Source organism: Kocuria tytonicola (assembly GCF_003687455.1).
Classification (GTDB): domain Bacteria; phylum Actinomycetota; class Actinomycetes; order Actinomycetales; family Micrococcaceae; genus Kocuria; species Kocuria tytonicola.
Genome location: NZ_PHOA01000003.1, coordinates 14,673 through 29,607, shown reverse-complemented (window position 1 = coordinate 29,607; position 14,935 = coordinate 14,673). Strand labels below are relative to the sequence as shown.

12 protein-coding genes and 2 tRNA genes are annotated in these 14,935 nt (G+C 72.7%); 8 read left to right on the top strand and 6 right to left on the bottom strand.

Annotation, left to right across the window (positions count from 1 at the left end):
- Window positions 1-12 precede the first annotated feature (12 nt).
- A complete protein-coding gene (locus CWC38_RS00880; RefSeq protein ID WP_121844972.1) occupies window positions 13-2,073 on the bottom strand; it encodes a GNAT family N-acetyltransferase in 2,061 nt (686 codons plus the stop codon).
- Window positions 2,070-3,548 (bottom strand): pyridoxal phosphate-dependent decarboxylase family protein, encoded by a 1,479-nt coding sequence (locus CWC38_RS00875; RefSeq protein ID WP_121844971.1) that lies wholly within the window; start codon window positions 3,546-3,548, stop codon window positions 2,070-2,072. Before CWC38_RS00875 ends, CWC38_RS00880 begins: the two co-directional genes overlap by 4 nt.
- Window positions 3,549-3,809: 261 nt before the next feature.
- On the opposite strand from CWC38_RS00875, the gene CWC38_RS00870 reads away from it, so the two are divergent.
- On the top strand, window positions 3,810-4,580 hold the full coding sequence (locus tag CWC38_RS00870; RefSeq protein WP_121844970.1) for a siderophore-interacting protein: 771 nt from the start codon (window positions 3,810-3,812) through the stop codon (window positions 4,578-4,580).
- A complete protein-coding gene (locus CWC38_RS00865) occupies window positions 4,577-5,830 on the top strand; it encodes an MFS transporter (protein WP_121844969.1) in 1,254 nt (417 codons plus the stop codon). Before CWC38_RS00870 ends, CWC38_RS00865 begins: the two co-directional genes overlap by 4 nt.
- 82 nt (window positions 5,831-5,912) lie before the next feature.
- Here the strand turns inward: CWC38_RS00865 and CWC38_RS00860 are convergent, their stop codons facing one another.
- A complete protein-coding gene (locus tag CWC38_RS00860; RefSeq protein ID WP_121844968.1) occupies window positions 5,913-6,803 on the bottom strand; it encodes an acyl-CoA thioesterase in 891 nt (296 codons plus the stop codon).
- Between the two features lie 43 nt (window positions 6,804-6,846).
- On the opposite strand from CWC38_RS00860, the gene CWC38_RS00855 reads away from it, so the two are divergent.
- The gene (locus tag CWC38_RS00855) at window positions 6,847-7,314 is read left to right on the top strand and encodes an acyl-CoA thioesterase (protein WP_121844967.1); all 468 of its coding nucleotides are present in this window, start codon (window positions 6,847-6,849) and stop codon (window positions 7,312-7,314) included.
- Window positions 7,311-8,018 carry a DUF8185 domain-containing protein gene (locus CWC38_RS00850; RefSeq protein WP_121844966.1) on the top strand — a complete coding sequence of 236 codons (708 nt, stop codon included), beginning with the start codon at window positions 7,311-7,313 and terminating at the stop codon, window positions 8,016-8,018. The genes CWC38_RS00855 and CWC38_RS00850 overlap by 4 nt, the downstream gene beginning before the upstream one ends.
- Window positions 8,019-8,041: 23 nt before the next feature.
- On the opposite strand, the gene CWC38_RS00845 is transcribed toward CWC38_RS00850, so the two are convergent.
- Both CWC38_RS00845 and pepN read right to left on the bottom strand, forming a co-directional pair.
- Window positions 8,042-8,452, bottom strand: coding sequence for a globin (locus CWC38_RS00845; protein WP_121845002.1), 411 nt, complete (start codon window positions 8,450-8,452; stop codon window positions 8,042-8,044).
- Between the two features lie 179 nt (window positions 8,453-8,631).
- Window positions 8,632-11,214, bottom strand: a complete 2,583-nt coding sequence (pepN, locus tag CWC38_RS00840) for an aminopeptidase N (RefSeq protein WP_121844965.1) — start codon at window positions 11,212-11,214, stop codon at window positions 8,632-8,634.
- A gap of 337 nt (window positions 11,215-11,551) precedes the next feature.
- On the opposite strand from pepN, the gene CWC38_RS00835 reads away from it, so the two are divergent.
- Together CWC38_RS00835 and CWC38_RS00830 are read left to right on the top strand one after the other, a co-directional pair.
- Complete coding sequence (locus CWC38_RS00835) at window positions 11,552-12,064, top strand: ribose-5-phosphate isomerase (protein WP_121844964.1); 513 nt, start codon at window positions 11,552-11,554, stop codon at window positions 12,062-12,064.
- Window positions 12,065-12,080: 16 nt separating this feature from the next.
- Complete coding sequence (locus tag CWC38_RS00830; RefSeq protein WP_121844963.1) at window positions 12,081-13,001, top strand: Fpg/Nei family DNA glycosylase; 921 nt, start codon at window positions 12,081-12,083, stop codon at window positions 12,999-13,001.
- Between the two features lie 147 nt (window positions 13,002-13,148).
- On the opposite strand, the gene CWC38_RS00825 is transcribed toward CWC38_RS00830, so the two are convergent.
- A tRNA-Gly gene (locus CWC38_RS00825) sits at window positions 13,149-13,219 on the bottom strand.
- A 197-nt stretch (window positions 13,220-13,416) separates the two neighbouring features.
- On the opposite strand from CWC38_RS00825, the gene CWC38_RS00820 reads away from it, so the two are divergent.
- Both CWC38_RS00820 and tig read left to right on the top strand, forming a co-directional pair.
- Window positions 13,417-13,489: transfer RNA gene (locus CWC38_RS00820), tRNA-Pro, on the top strand.
- 103 nt (window positions 13,490-13,592) lie between these two features.
- Complete coding sequence (gene tig / locus CWC38_RS00815; RefSeq protein ID WP_121844962.1) at window positions 13,593-14,927, top strand: trigger factor; 1,335 nt, start codon at window positions 13,593-13,595, stop codon at window positions 14,925-14,927.
- Window positions 14,928-14,935 lie beyond the last annotated feature (8 nt).

Sequence of the window (14,935 nt, the reverse complement as noted above, 5' to 3'; positions counted from 1 at the left end):
TCGTCCGGGGGCTCACCGGTCGGCCTCCGCACGGGTGCTCGTGGTGCACGGGGACGCCGCGTGCTCGGGCGCCTGCCGCCCGGCGCGGTCGCTCACGGGGGCGGCGGGGTCGGTGCTGCGGTCGGAGGTGGCACCGCGGGCGCGCGCGGCACCGTGGACGGGCGCGGCGTCGTCCTGCGCGGCGGGGCGCTCGACCACGCTCACGCACGCGGTCTTGCCCGGCAGGCGGGCCTCGCCGACCTCCCGGAACCCGGCCCAGCGGTTGATCGCCCGGATCCGTTCGTTGCGCACGTCCGGCTCCACGAGCACCCGTTGCACGCCGGGGTCCGACCACAGGAACCGCAGGGCCGCGGCCATCACGGCGCGCGTGGTGCCGGGAACGGGGCGGTCGGCGGGGGCCACGAAGAGGTGCAGACCGGCGTCGCCGTCGCGCACGGGCCACACGGCGGCCAGGGGGCTGCGGGCGGGGTCGTAGGTCTCCAGCAGGGCCAGCGGGGTGCCGTGCTCGCTCACGATCCAGGCGTCCTCCCCGGGGGCGGCGGCCATCCGGCGGTACTCCGCGAGCACCTGCTCGGGGGTGGCGTCCACCAGCTCCCAGGCGTGGGCGCGGGGCGCACTGAGCCACCCGTGGAGCAGGGCGAGATCGCGCTCGGGATCCACGGGGCGCAGCGAGAACGTGCGGTCCTGGGAACGGACCTCCACCGCACCGTCCCCCCAACGCTCGGCCGCGAGGCGGGGAACGGTGTCGCCCTGGGGGATCCGGCCGAAGCTCTGGAACGTGGTGTGCTCCTCGGTGGCGTACGGGGCCCGGCCGGTGACGTGGGCCAGCACGTGCGCGTTGCGCAGCGGTCCCATGCCCAGGTCCGGGGCCGTCAGCGCGTGGGTGTGCTCGCCGTGGTTGAGCACGTGCACGGTGCCGTCCGGGCTCGCGCGGTGGTGCCGGTCCGGGCTCAGCCGGCCCGCGGCGTCGGTCGAGAGCTGGTCGGTGACCGGTGCGAGCCAGTCCAGGTCCGCGGGGCGGTAGCCGGTGGCGGCCACCACGGCGTCCGTGACGGTCTCGCGCACGCGGTGGTTCTCGGTGCTGCGCCAGCGCAGGACGGTGCGCCCGCCCTCGTGCCAGGCGTCCGTGAGCTCGGTCGCGGCCACGAGCCGCACGGGGGCCGCGTCCGCGTGGCGGCGCACGTAGAGGGCCTCGTGGATCGCGTCGATCGTGTCGTCCGAGATGCCGCGGTGCAGCTGGGGCTGGGAGGCGTTGAGCCGTTCCCGGTCCGCCTCGGGCAGGGCCCGGAAGTGGTCCAGGTAGTCGGGGGAGGTCAGCTCCAGGCTGAGCTTCGAGTACTCCATGGGGTAGAAGCGCGGGGAGCGCGTGATCCAGTCCACGGCGGGCGCGTCCGGCGCGCTGACGAGGTCCAGGAACACCTCCGCGGCGGACTGTCCGGAGCCCACCACCGTGACGTGGCGTCGGCGCAGGAGATCCTCCCGGTGCCCCAGGTAGTCCCCGGCGTGGACGGTGTCCCCGGCGACCGCCTCCAGCTGCGGCGGCACGGTGGGCACGGTTCCGGCGCCCACCACGAGGTGACGGGTCCACCACGTGCGCGTCTCGCCGCGTGCCGCCGCGGTGACGCACCACGGGCCCTCGCCCGCGGGCCGGGTGACCTCCGTGACCCGGTGGCCCCAGTGGATCCCGCGTGCCCGCTCGGCGGCCCAGCGGCAGTACGCGTTGTAGTCCCGGCGCAGGGGGTAGAAGGACTCCCGCACGTAGAAGGGGTACAGCTCGTCCGTCTCCTTGAGCCACTGCAGGAAGGAGAACCTGGAAGTGGGATCGGCCATGGTCACGAGGTCCGCGAGGAACGGGACCTGCAGCGTGGCGTCCTCGAACAGCAGCCCGGGGTGCCAGTCGAAGCCGTCCGCGGCGTCCAGGAACGCGGCGCGCACGTCCCGCAGGGGGTCCGTGAGGCACGCGAGTCCGAGCCCGAACGGTCCCACCCCCACGCACAGCAGGTCCAGCGGCAGCTCGGGGGTGCCCCGGTCCGCGGGGCACGCGGTGGGCGACGGGGTCTCGTGGGGTGTCATGCGCAGGCCTTTCCGGTGTTCTGGTGCTCGGTCAGGGGCAGAGCGGTCTCGTGGACCAGCTCCAGGACGCCCTGCACGTCCTGCAGGGTGGTCTCGGGGTTCAGCAGCGTGAGCTTGAGGCACGGGCGCCCGGCCACCTCGGTCTCGGCGATCGTGGCGCGGCCCGTGTCCCAGACCGCGCGGCGGATCGCGCGCACCCACGGGTCGGGATCCCCGGGTGCGGGGCCGTCGGCGGGCGGCAGCCAGCGGAACAGCACCGTGCTCAGGATCGGCTCGCACACGAGCTCGAAGCGGGGGTCCGCGCGCAGTACGTCCGCGACCCGCGCCGCGAGGTCGATCACGGTGTCGAGCATCCCGCCGATCGCGTCCGGGCCCACGGTGCGCAGCGTGACCCACAACTTGAGGGCGTCGAAGCGGCGCGTGGTCTGCAGCGAGCGGTCCACCTGGTTGGGCTCGGGGGTGTCCGCGGGGTTGAGGTAGGCCGCGTGGTGGGCGCAGTGGCGCAGGGTGCGTCCGTTGCGCACCACCACGGCCGAGCAGCTCACGGGCTGGAACCACGTCTTGTGGTAGTCCACGGTCACCGAGTCCGCGTGCTCGATCCCGGCCAGCCGGTCGCGGTGCGTGGGGGAGACGAGCAGCCCGCCCCCGTACGCGGCGTCCACGTGCAGCCAGATCCCGTGCTCGCCGCACAGCCGCGCGAGCTCGGGCAGCGGATCGACCATCCCCCGGTCCGTGGTGCCCGCCGTGGCCACCACCGCCATGGGCGTGAGCGACTGCTCCCGCAGGTCCACGACCGTCCGGCGCGCCGCGGCCACGGACAGCGCGCCAGTCTCGTCCACCGGCACGGGGATCACGCAGTCGTCGTCGAGACCCAGGATCCGCGCCGCCGTGACCACCGAGAAGTGGCTCTCGGCGCTGGCCAGGATGCGCAACGACGCCGCCCGCACCGGTCGCGGCGCTGCCCCCGGCTGCTGCCCGCTCGCCTCGAGGGCCTCGTCCCTGGCCAGCATCAGGGCCTGCAGGTTGGAGGTGGTCCCGCCCGGGGTGAACATGCCGTCCGCGGTGGCGGGGAAGCCGATGCGCCCCGCTGTCCAGGACAGCAGCGAGCGCTCGATCGCGGTGGCCGCCTTGGACTGGTCCCACGTGTCCATGGACACGTTCACCGTGGCCGCCAGCGCCTCCGCGGCCACCGCCGGGACGGCCACGGGGCAGTTCAGGTGCGCGAGCGTGCGCGGGTGGTGGAACCACACGGCGTGGCGCAGCCACGTGCGGTCCAGCTCCTCCACGGTGGCGTCGAAGTCCCCGAGCGGGGTGTCCAGGTCGATGCGCTCCACGGCCCCCGCCACGTCACGGTGCTCGGCGGGCTCGTGGGGCTGCTGGGCGCCTGCGATCCGTGCGGCGCCGGCGGCCGTGGCCGCGGTGACGTCCCGCATCAGATCCGCAACGGTGTCCTGGTGCAGCAGGGGTGAACTCATGGAACAGTGCTTCTTTCCGTCGGGTGCACTCGTGGGACGTAATAAGATACAAATTCGTCACCTATTCGACAGCAGGTTAGGCTAACCTAAGCATCAGGCTTTGGACAGTCGCGCCCGGGTCGCGAACCCGCTCCGCGCGGCGCCCCGGGAACCGGTTGGCCCCGAGAGGCGCGGCAGCGCGCGGGGGACCGGCCCGGCGTCGTCGTCCTGACTGAGACCGAGATCACGGCGCCCGCGGGCGCCCACCGAGCGAGGAGAACCATGCCCCACTGGGAACGACTGGCCGTGCGCGCCCTGGGTGCCTCGGAGACCAGGCTCACGGTGGTGTCCCGGCGGGACGTGAGCCCCACCTATGCGCGCATCACGGTGCGGGACGAGGGGTTCCTGGCCCGGCACACCCCGTTCCCCACGCTGTGGCTGCGGCTGTGGTTCACACACGAGGGCAGGGACCACCAGCGCGCGTTCACGGTGATCGACCCGCGCCCCGAGGAGGGCCTGTTCGACCTGGAGTTCGCCCTGCACGCGGGTGCGGCGTCCGACTGGGCGCGCACGTGCGCACCCGGGGACACCATCCGTGCCTCGCTGCTGGGCAGCACCCCGCCGTGGCAGCCCAAGAAGAACCCCCGCCGCGGGACTCCCGAGGCGCCATCCGCGGCACTCGACGCGGACTTTCCGGGGCGCACCGTGATCGTGGGGGACCCCGCGAGCCTGCCGGCCGTGAACTCGATGCTGACCCGGCTCTCCTCCCGGGACGTGGAGGTGTGGTTCGAGTACCGCAACCCCGAGGACGAGTCCCTCCCGCTGGCCGCCGCCGAGCACCACCGGGTACGCCGCGTCCGGCGCCGCGGGGAGGGCGAGGAGCTCGCGGACGCCGTCCTGAGCCACTGGGACACGGAGCACCCCGCGGCCGGTGACAGGTTCTGGATCGCCGTGGAGGCGCAGCAGAACCGGACGCTGAGCACCACCCTGCGGACCCGCTACGGCGTGCCGCGCACGAACATCGACGCCACGGCGTACTGGAGGAGCACATGAGCACCCTGACCGCACCCGAGACCGCCCCGGTGCGGACCAGCAACGGCTTCTGGTGGCTGCTCTGGGCGCTGTACACCACCCAGTTCATCGGGGCCTCGTTCCTCTCCACCGGGCTGGTGGGCATCCTGCGGGACGGCGGCACGGACCTCGGCACGCTCGGGCTGCTGCAGCTGCTGGCGCTCGTGTGGCCGCTGAAGTTCCTGTGGGCGCCCCTGCTGGACCGCTGGTCCCCGGGGCGCTCCCGCGGCCACTTCCGCTCGTGGCTGCTGGTGCTCCAGCCGCTGATGGTGGTGTCCCTGCTGGCCATGGCCGTGGTCGGGGACCCCCAGGACGGCCTGGGGGCGGTCGTGGCACTGGCCGCCGCGTTCGTGGTCTTCTCCGCCACCCAGGACATTGCCGCGGACGCCCTGTCCGTGCGCGGACTCACGAGCGAGCAGCACGACCTCGGCGCGGGCATCCAGGTGGGCGCGAGCTACATCGGCACCGTGATCGGCGGCGGCCTGGCCCTGCTGATCTACGACGCGTGGGGGTGGCGTGCGGCCGTCGTGGTGCTGGCCCTGTGCACCGCGCTCGCCATGGTCCCCGTGCTGCGGCACAGCGAGACCGAGCGCGTGGTCCCGGACCCCGAGGTGGGGAGGCTCTCGGCCATGTTCGGTGTGCTGAGCGTCCCCGGGGCCCGTGTGTGGGGGCTCGTGGCCGTGCCGCTCGTGGCGCTGGGTTCGGCGGCGGTGTGGTCGCTCGTGACCCCCGCGCTCGTGGACGCCGGGTGGTCCCTCGGCTTCATCGGCACGGTGACGTCCGTGGTTGCCGCGGCCCCCGCGCTCGGCGCGGCACTGCTGGGCGGGCGGTTGTGCCGCCGGTACGGACGCGGGACTGCCCTGCTGATCGGGGCGGCGGTCCAGCTGCTCGGCGGCGCGTGCTTCGTCCCGGTCGTGTGGAGCGCTCTCGCCGTGCCGCACGGCGCGCAGGTGGGCTTCGGTGTGGTGGGGGCGTGCGGTGTGCTCGCGGGCTACACCGTGATGAACACGGGCATCTACGCCGTGAACCTGGACATCTCCCGCCCGGGCCACGCGGGCGCCGACTTCACGCTGCTGAGCTCCATCTCCATGCTGGGCGGAACCATCGGCGCCTCGGCGGGGCTGGTGCTCGCCAGCATCACCGGCTACGGCGTCTCGCTCGTGCTCGGACTCGCGCTCGTGGTGCTCGGGGTGCTGCTCTGCCGCTCCCACCCGCTGCTCGCGCGCCACTGAGCGACGCACGACGCAGGGCCGGAGGCACGTGCCTCCGGCCCTGCGTCGTCCCCGGGGGCCTCACATGCGCCCGGGGTGGTGCTCACTGGAACTCGGGGAGGCGCATCATGCCCTCCTGCGCGGTGGTGGCGATCATCCTGCCGTCCCGGGTGAACATCTTCCCGATCGACAGCCCGCGGGCCGAGGAGGCACTCGGGGAGGTCTGCGTGTACAGGATCCACTCGTCGGCGCGTGCGAAGCGGTGCCACCACATGGCGTGGTCCAGGGAGGCCACGTTCATGCCGCGCTCGCCCCACGAGCGGCCGTGGCGGCGCAGGATGGGTTCCATCATCGTGTAGTCGGACACGTACGCCAGGGCCGCACGGTGGATGGCGGGGTCGTCCGGCAGGGGGGCCAGGGCCTTGACCCACACCGCGTTGTAGGAGTCCGTGGGGCCCTGCCACGGCAGGAAGAGCGGCTCGGTGATGTAGCGCATGTCGAAGGGCCGCTCGAACGCCTGGGCCCGGGCCTCGGGGATGTCCAGGGCGCCGAACGTCTCGCGCAGGGACGGCAGGGACTCCGGGTCCGGAACGTTCTGCGGCATCTCGTCCTGGTGCTCCAGCCCCTCCGCGGGCACCTGGAAGGAGGCGATCATCGACAGGATGGTCTTGCCCTCCTGGTACGCGTGGATCCGGCGCGCGGAGAAGGACCGGCCGTCCCGCACCCGCTCCACGCCGAACGTGATGGGCAGCTCGATGTCCCCGCCGCGCAGGAAGTACGCGTGCAGGGAGTGGATGGCCCGCTCGGGGTCCACGGTGCGCATCGCGGCCATCGCCGCCTGGGCCAGGACCTGTCCACCGTAGACGCGGGCGCGCGGCGTGGTGATGGTGCGTCCCACGAAGATGTCCTCGGTGGTGCGGGCGCCGCCGCCGTCCGCGAGGTCGAGCATGGTGATGAGGGAGCCCACGGGGTCTTGGGTCGGGTCCAGAGTCATGGACCCACTCTAAACCGGGGCGTGAGTGTGGTGTGATGGGAGCATGACTTCCCTCAACGTGCCCGTGCAGATGCGCTTCTTCGACCAGGACCAGTACGGCCACATCAACAACGTGACCATGCTGCGCTACTTCGAGGACGCCCGCGTGCGGCTCACCGCGTCGCCCATCACGAAGGACCCGGACCACGGGATCCCGGAGGACACCACGTTCCGCGAGTCCGTGGGAGAGCTGCGCACCGTGGTGGCGCACCAGAGCGTGGACTACAAGGAGCAGCTGTTCTTCCGCATGGACCCGGTCTACGTGCGCACGTGGATCTCGCGGGTGGGCGGTTCGTCGTTCACCATCTCCTACAGCCTGCAGGAGGAGGACGGCTCCCACGTGTACGCGCAGGGCGAATCCGTGATCGTGGTCATGGACCCCGAGTCCGGCAGGAGCGTCAAGCTCTCGGAGGACCACCGGGCCCTGCTGGCCACCCTGGAGGACGACGTCAAGTACCCGCACGCCCGATGAGCTCCCCCCGGGACGCCCATCCCGAGGGCTTCGCGCTGCTGGACCGCCGGGACGCGGCGGACCTGGCCACCTACCTCAGCCGCGCGCGCTCGGTGGACCCCCAGGCCGCGGTGCGGCTGCAGGGCGCGGGCCGCGTGCTCGCGGTGTGGGTCTCGGTGGTCCACCCCGCGGGTCTGCTGGACAGCGCCCCCGTGGTCCTGGGACTGCGCACGGTGGGTCTCGCCGAACCCGCCGCGCTGGACGTGACCGTGGCGGCGTCCGCCATCACGGACCGGCTCGCGCGCACGGCGGGGGAGGGCGCCCCTGACGACGACGCCGTGTGGCTGAGTGCCCCGCCCCAGCAGGTCTCCGCCTCCTGGGCCGGCATTGTCGCGCCCCGCGGCGGCTGGTCCGGGGTGGGCGCGGTGGACGCCGAGCGGGTCCGGGACGTGGCGCGCCGGGGCGTGCAGGCGGTCTCGGACGCCGTCCCGGTGGACTCGGGCGCCGCCGTGGTGCAGAAGGTGCGCTCCCGCGTGTGGGGCGCAGCCTCCGGGTGGGGACCGCCGGAGAGCCCCGCCATCCCGGACGGTGCCGCGTTCGCCCTGGACGTCCTGGGCTTCCTTCCGCCCACGGTGCAGCAGGTCCAGGTGGCCGCCGAGCAGAGCGGGCAATGGGTGCGGCTGAGCACCGCCGCCGGCCACGTGCTGGTCAAGCCGCAGCGCTGAGCCCACCGCGGCGCCCGCCAGGATCAGCCCGGGCGGTTCACCATGGCGTGGGCCGCGCGGTCGAAGTAGTCCCACATGATGCCGTCGTGCAGCGGGGACAGCTCCACCGCGTCCATGGCGGCGCGCATGTGCCGCAGCCACGTCTCGCGCGCCCACGAGTCCACGGGGAACGGGGCGTGGCGCATCCGCAGCCGAGGGTGCCCGCGCTGCTCCGAGAACGTGGTGGGCCCGCCCCAGTACTGCTCCAGGAACATCCGCAGCCGTTCCTCGGCCGGACCGAGGTCCTGCTCCGGGTACAGGGCCTTGAACTCCGGGTCCTCGGCCACGCGCGCGTAGAACTCCCGGGTGAGCTTCACGAACGTCTCGTGCCCGCCCACCTGCGCGTAGAACGAGTCCGACGACGACGCCTCGGCCGCCTCCCGCGCGTCCCCCACCTGCTGGGGCGGCTGGGTCACGGGCGCGCCGGCCGAGCGGGAGCCCACGGCACCGAGGGTGAACGTGCGCCGTCCGCTCGGGGCCGCGGCCTCGGAAGAGAGCCGCTCGGGCGAGGCGGTCTCGCCCGGGCCCGTAGTGGGGCCGGGAGAGCCCGCGGAGCCGGGGGTGGCGGCGTCGTTCACCGGCCGGTCTCCGCGCCGTCCGTGGCGAGCGCGGCGGCGTCCACCTGCTGGGCGCGGACCGCGCGTCGGGCGCCGTCCTGGCGCTCCAGCACGATGCGGCGCAGACCGCTCAGCTCGGGGTCGAGGCCGTCCAGGAAGCGCTGCGCGGCGTCCACCGTGTCCTGCGCGGCGTGGCGCGGGAACAGCCCCACCGCGATCTGCTGGGCGAGCTCGTGCGTGCGCCCGCGCCACACCCCGGTGACCTCCTCGAAGTAGCGGGAGGCGTACGGGGCCACCAGGGCGTCGTCGTGCACGCGCAAGAACCCGGCGATCGCGGCCTGCTGCTGGGAGTTGGGCAGTGCGCCCTGCTCCACCACGAGCCGCCACGTCTGGGCCTTCGCCTCGGGCGTGGGGACCGCGGCCCGCGCGGTGGCGGCGGCAATGGCCCCGGTCTCGGTGTTGTCCTCGCGCAGGGCGGCGTCCACGTCCTCGGCACCGGCGCGGCCCGCGGCCACCAGGGCGGTGAGCACCGCCCACCGGGTGTCCGTGTCCAGCTCCACGCCGTCGGGAACGCCCTCGCCGCGGAAGAAGCCCGCCACGCGGTCGAGCTGCGCCTCGGTGCAGGCCCGGCGCAGGAAGGCGCGGAAGAACTGCCACTGCTGGTCGGAGCCCGCCTCGGCGGATGCCGTGAGGTCCCAGAGCGTGTTCGCGGCGGCCGCGCGCACCTCGTCCGCGTGCTCCGGGGCGAGGTAGCGGTCCAGTGCCGCGTCCAGCTGGCGCAGCTGGACCTGGATGGCGGTGGAGTCCGTCTCGTGGCCCACGTTGGAGAGCACCAGGCGCACGTAGTCGCTCGCCGGGCTCACGCCGTCGTGCACCGCGTCCCACGCCGCGGCCCACACGAGCGAGCGGGGCAGGGACTCCTCGAAGTCCCCGATGTGGGTCATCGCGGTGGCCAGCGAGCACTCGTCCAGGCGGATCTTGACGTAGGCGAGGTCGTCGTCGTTGAGCAGCACGAGGTCCGGGCGCTCCCGGCCCACGAGCTGCGGGACCTCGGTGCGCTCGCCGTCCACGTCCAGCTCCACGCGGAACGTGCGCGTGAGGCGCCCGGTGTCCTCGTGGTGGTCGTAGAAGCCCACGGCCACGCGGTGCGGACGCAGGGTGGGGTGGCCCTCCTGGCCGATCTGCTCGATGGCGAAGGACGTGATGACGCCGTCGTCGTCCGTCTCCACGCGCGGGACCAGCGTGTTCACCCCCGCGGTCTCGAGCCAGCGCTCGGACCAGTCCCCGAGGTCGCGCCCGCTCGCGGCCTCCAGCTCCACCATGAGGTCCGAGAGCTCGGTGTTGGACCACGCGTGCTTGTCGAAGTACCGGCTGAGTCCGGCCATGAACTCCTTCTGGCCCACCCACGCGACGAGCTGCTTGAGCACCGAGGCGCCCTTGGCGTAGGTGATGCCGTCGAAGTTCACGAGCACGGCCTCGAGGTCCGGGATCTCGGCCTTGATGGGGTGCGTGGTGGGCAGCTGGTCCTGCGCGTAGCCCCAGGACTTCTCACCGGCCACGAACGTGGTCCAGGCATTGGTGTACCGGGTGTTCTGCGCGCACGCCAGCGTGGACATGTACTCCGCGAAGGACTCGTTGAGCCACAGGTCGTTCCACCACCGCATGGTCACGAGGTCCCCGAACCACATGTGCGCGAGCTCGTGCAGCACGGTGATGGCGCGGCGCTCGACGAGCGCCTGGGCGGGCTTGGAGCGGAAGATGTAGGACTCCACGAACGTCACGGCGCCCGCGTTCTCCATGGCACCGGCGTTGAACTGCGGGACGAAGAGCTGGTCGTACTTCTCGAACGGGTAGGGCGTGGCGAACTGGGACTCGTAGAACTCGAAGCCCTGCTTCGTGATCTCGAACATCTCCTGCGCGTCCATGTGCTCGAACAGGGAGCGGCGTGCGAAGAGGCCCAGCTCGATGGTCCGCCCGTCCGCGGAGACCAGGCTGTCGTGCGTGCTCTGGTACGGCCCGGCCACCAGGGCGGTGACGTAGCAGGACATCACCGGGGTGGGGGAGAAGTCCCAGCGCGCCACGCCCTCGGAGACCGTCACGGGCTCGGGGGTCGGCTGGTTGGACACCACGGCCCACTCGGCGGGCGCCGTCACGGTGAAGCGGAACGTGGCCTTCAGGTCCGGCTGCTCGAACACCGGGAACATCCGCCGGGTGTCCGCCACCTCGAACTGGGAGTAGAGGTACACCTCCCCGTCCACGGGGTCCACGAAACGGTGGAGACCCTCACCCGTGTTCATGTAGTGCATGCGGGACTCCACCACGAGCTCGTTGCGCTCGGCGAGGTCGGGGAGCTGGATGCGCTCGCCGTCGCTGACCTCGGCGGGGTCCAGGGCCGTGCCGTTGAGGGTCACGGAGTCCACGGACGCGGTGATCGCGTCGATGAACGTGCTCGTCCCCGGCCCGGCGGTGAACACCACCTCGGTGCGGACGGGGAACGTCTCGGGGTCGCCCGTGAGGTCCAGCGCCACGTGGTAGGACTCCACCGAGATGTTCCGCGCGCGCTCGGCGGCCTCCGCTCGGGTCAGATTGGTTCCGGGCACGACGGCGTTCCTCTCCTCGACGACAATTCGATGCGCACGCGGCGCATCTGGCCATTATGGCAGTCGCCACACCCTGTGCACGGTTCGCGGCGGAGACCGTGGCGCACGCCGCCCCGCAGCCCCGCCGGGCCGCGGCGGACCGCCCCGGGGACGTCCGCGCGCTCCGGCGGGTCCGGTCGGCACCACCCGCGCCGCACGCACCGCCCTTACCCGTCCCGCGGGCCCGTGGGACCCGCCCCGCCGGCGCCGGGCCCGGCGCTACAGTGGGGACACATGCCGTCCGCGCGTCCCGGGTCCCCGGCGCCGCGCACCCCACCGAGGAGTTGCTGAAGAACCCATGCGCGTGCACATCGCCACCGACCACGCGGGCCTCGACCTGTCCCACCACCTCATGGCCCGGCTCACCGAGCACGGCTACGAGATGATCGACCACGGTCCCGTGGAGTACGACGCCGCGGACGACTACCCCGCTTTCTGCATCAGCGCCGCCCAGGGCGTGCGCGAGGACCGCGAGAACGGCCTGGACTCCCTCGGCATCGTGCTGGGGGGCTCCGGCAACGGGGAGCAGATGGCCGCGAACAAGGTGGCCGGCATCCGGGCGGCACTGGTGTGGAACACGGACACCGCCAAGCTCGCCCGCGAGCACAACGACGCCCAGGTGATGGCCCTCGGCGGGCGCCAGCACGAGTTCGAGGAGGCGCTCGAGCTCGCCCTCGCCTTCCTCGCGGAGCCGTTCTCCGGGGACGAGCGCCACGTGCGCCGCATCGGGCAGCTCGCCGAGTTCGAGCGCACCGGTGACATCGCGGGCAAGCTCTCCGCCGTCACGCCCCGCCCGTTCACCGCGAGCTGAGCGGAGGTCCGCGCCCGTGCCCGAGGGTCACTCCGTCCACAGACTCGCGCGTCAGATCGGCGACCTCTTCGAGGGTCAGCGGCTGCGCGTGAGCAGCCCGCAGGGGCGCTTCGCCGCCGGTGCCGCAGCCCTGGACGGCCGGGTGCTCGTGCGCTCCCGGGCGCACGGCAAGCACCTCTACCTGGACCTCGCGGCACCCGGTGACCCGCAGGACGTCCTGGTGCTGCGCTCGCACCTGGGCATCTACGGGGCCTGGAGCTTCGCGGGGGACGAGAGCTTCGCCGCGGCGTCGTCGATCGGCGCCCCGCGCCGGGTGGGGGAGCGGGAGACCGGCTCCGCGGCCACGGCGGTGGAGTACGACGACGCCGGTCGGGTCGTTCCCGACGCCCCCGTGGGTGCCGTGCGGGTCCGCCTCGCGGGCGAGCACGGCTGGGCGGACCTGCGCGGTCCCGCACTGTGCACTGCGGAGACACCGGAGGAGGCGCGGGCCGCGGAGGCGAAGCTCGGCCCGGACCCCCTGGACCCGGACGCGGACCCCGAGCCGTTCGTCCGAGTCGCGGGAAGGTCCCGGCGGCCCGTCGGCGTGCTGCTCATGGAGCAGCACGTGGTCGCGGGGATCGGCAACATCTTCCGCGCCGAGTCCCTGTTCCGCCGCGGGGTGGACCCCATGACCCCGGGCACCTCGCTCACGGGGGAGGACCTGCTGGGGCTGTGGGAGGAGAACGTGGCGCTCATGGCGGCCGGCGTGCGACTGGGGCGGATCGTCACCACGGACCCCGAGGACCGCCCGGGTGTCCCGGACACGGAGGCCTGGCCCGAGCACGCCAACTACGTCTACCACCGCCACGGGCAGCCGTGCCTGCGGTGCGGTGCCACGATCCTCACGAAGGACCTCAACGGGCGCGGCCTGTACTGGTGCCCCGCGTGCCAGGGGTGAGGCACGGCGGGCGGTGACCGGGCGGCGTCGTGCCCCGGGGCCGGCGCGGTCCCAGGAGCAGGCTCGCTCCCACCCCTTCCGGCTGGACGGCCGGGGAAACGCAAGAACCCCGCCGCACTGCTGCGACGGGGTTCTCGGTGTTCTGCGAGGGGGCGACGGGAATCGAACCCGCGTAGCCAGTTTGGAAGACTGGGGCTCTACCATTGAGCTACGCCCCCGGGGACGTGGAAAGCGTACACGAGGCACCAGGGCCGTGCCACTCGCCCGGTGCCCTCGTGGGCCCCGGACCGCACGGTTTCCGAGCCCGGGGCCGCAACACGATAGACTGTCGTGATGTCGGCGCGCCCGCGGGTGCTCCGACGGCCCGGTTCCGCCCACGTGCGGAACCTCGCCGCGTGCCCCGTGCACGCGAGTGCGGGGTGTAGCGCAGTGGCTAGCGCGCCTGCTTTGGGAGCAGGAGATCGCAGGTTCGAGTCCTGTCACCCCGACGTCTGAACGGTGCGCCGCCCCGCGCCGCGCCGTTCGAGGACCCACCGGACCGACCCCGGTCCGTTGCCGTAAGCACCCATCGACCCCAGGAGTACAGCGGAAGTGAAGAGCGCCGTCGAGAAACTCAACCCCACCGAGGCGAAGATCACCGTTGACATCGCGTACGCGGATCTGAAGCCCTTCGTGCAGAGCACGTACCAGGAGCTGGCCAACCAGATCCAGATCCCGGGCTTCCGCAAGGGCAAGGTCCCCTCCAAGCTCATCGACCAGCGCGTGGGCTTCGACTTCGTGGTGGAGAACGCCCTGAACGAGGGCCTCAACGCCTTCTACCAGCAGGCGCTCTCGGAGAACGAGCTGACCCCGCTGTCCCAGCCCCAGGTGGAGGTGCTCTCCAAGCCGGAGGAGAACAATCGCGAGGCGGACACCAAGGTGGAGATCTCCGTGGCCATCCGCCCCGAGATCGAGCTGCCGGACTACAAGGGTCTCGAGGTCCAGGTGGAGGCCCGCGAGGCCAGCGCCGAGGACGAGCAGAAGGCCCTGGACGAGCTGCGCGCTCGCTTCGGCACGCTCAAGGCCGTGGACCGTCCCGCTGCCGAGGGTGACCACGTGACCCTGGACCTGCAGGCGCTGGTGGACGGCGACGAGGTCGACGCCGCCAACGACCTCTCCTACGAGGTGGGCTCCGGCACCATGCTCGAGGGCATCGACGAGGCCGTGACCGGTCTCTCCGCCGGCGAGGACGCCACCTTCGAGACCACGCTGGCCGGTGGCGAGCACTCCGGCGCCGAGGCGACCGTGAAGGTCAAGGTCACCGCGGTCAAGGAGCGCGAGCTGCCCGAGGCCGACGACGAGTTCGCCCAGCTGGCCTCCGAGTTCGACACCATTGCCGAGCTCAAGGAGGACCTGAAGAAGCAGGCCGCCGAGTCCGCCGTGGTGGAGCAGGGCATCGAGGCCCGCGACAAGGTGCTCGACAAGCTCGTGGAGCTCATCGAGGTTCCCGTGCCGGAGAAGGTCATCGAGGACCAGATCTCCCAGCACTTCGACTCCGAGCAGGCCCAGGCCTCCGCGGAGCCGGGCCACGACACCGAGGAGCACCGCGCCGAGGTCCGCAAGAACGCCGAGACCGCGTTCCGCAACGAGATCATCCTGGACGCCGTGGCCGAGGCCGAAGAGGTCGGCGTGGAGCAGTCCGAGCTGATCGACTACATCATCTCCATGTCCCAGCAGTACGGCATGGACCCGAACCAGTTCGCGCAGATGCTCGACGGCTCGGGCCAGGCCGGGATGATGGTGGGCGAGGTGCGCCGCCGCAAGGCCCTGGCCAAGGTCCTGGAGACCGCCAAGGTCACGGACTCCAACGGCAAGACCGTGGACCTGTCCTCCTTCGTGGGCGCGGCCGACGACGCCGAGGGCACCGAGGCTCCCGAGAGCGAGTGACCCACCCC

What these genes read in the sequence shown, in the direction of transcription:
- CWC38_RS00880 (WP_121844972.1), bottom strand. Translation starts at nt 2,073, where the DNA reads ATGACACCCCACGAGACCCCGTCGCCCACCGCGTGCCCCGCGGACCGG.
- CWC38_RS00875 (WP_121844971.1), bottom strand. Translation starts at nt 3,548, where the DNA reads ATGAGTTCACCCCTGCTGCACCAGGACACCGTTGCGGATCTGATGCGG.
- CWC38_RS00835 (WP_121844964.1), top strand. Translation starts at nt 11,552, where the DNA reads ATGCGCGTGCACATCGCCACCGACCACGCGGGCCTCGACCTGTCCCAC.
- CWC38_RS00865 (WP_121844969.1), top strand. Translation starts at nt 4,577, where the DNA reads ATGAGCACCCTGACCGCACCCGAGACCGCCCCGGTGCGGACCAGCAAC.
- CWC38_RS00870 (WP_121844970.1), top strand. Translation starts at nt 3,810, where the DNA reads ATGCCCCACTGGGAACGACTGGCCGTGCGCGCCCTGGGTGCCTCGGAG.
- CWC38_RS00860 (WP_121844968.1), bottom strand. Translation starts at nt 6,803, where the DNA reads ATGACTCTGGACCCGACCCAAGACCCCGTGGGCTCCCTCATCACCATG.
- CWC38_RS00850 (WP_121844966.1), top strand. Translation starts at nt 7,311, where the DNA reads ATGAGCTCCCCCCGGGACGCCCATCCCGAGGGCTTCGCGCTGCTGGAC.
- CWC38_RS00855 (WP_121844967.1), top strand. Translation starts at nt 6,847, where the DNA reads ATGACTTCCCTCAACGTGCCCGTGCAGATGCGCTTCTTCGACCAGGAC.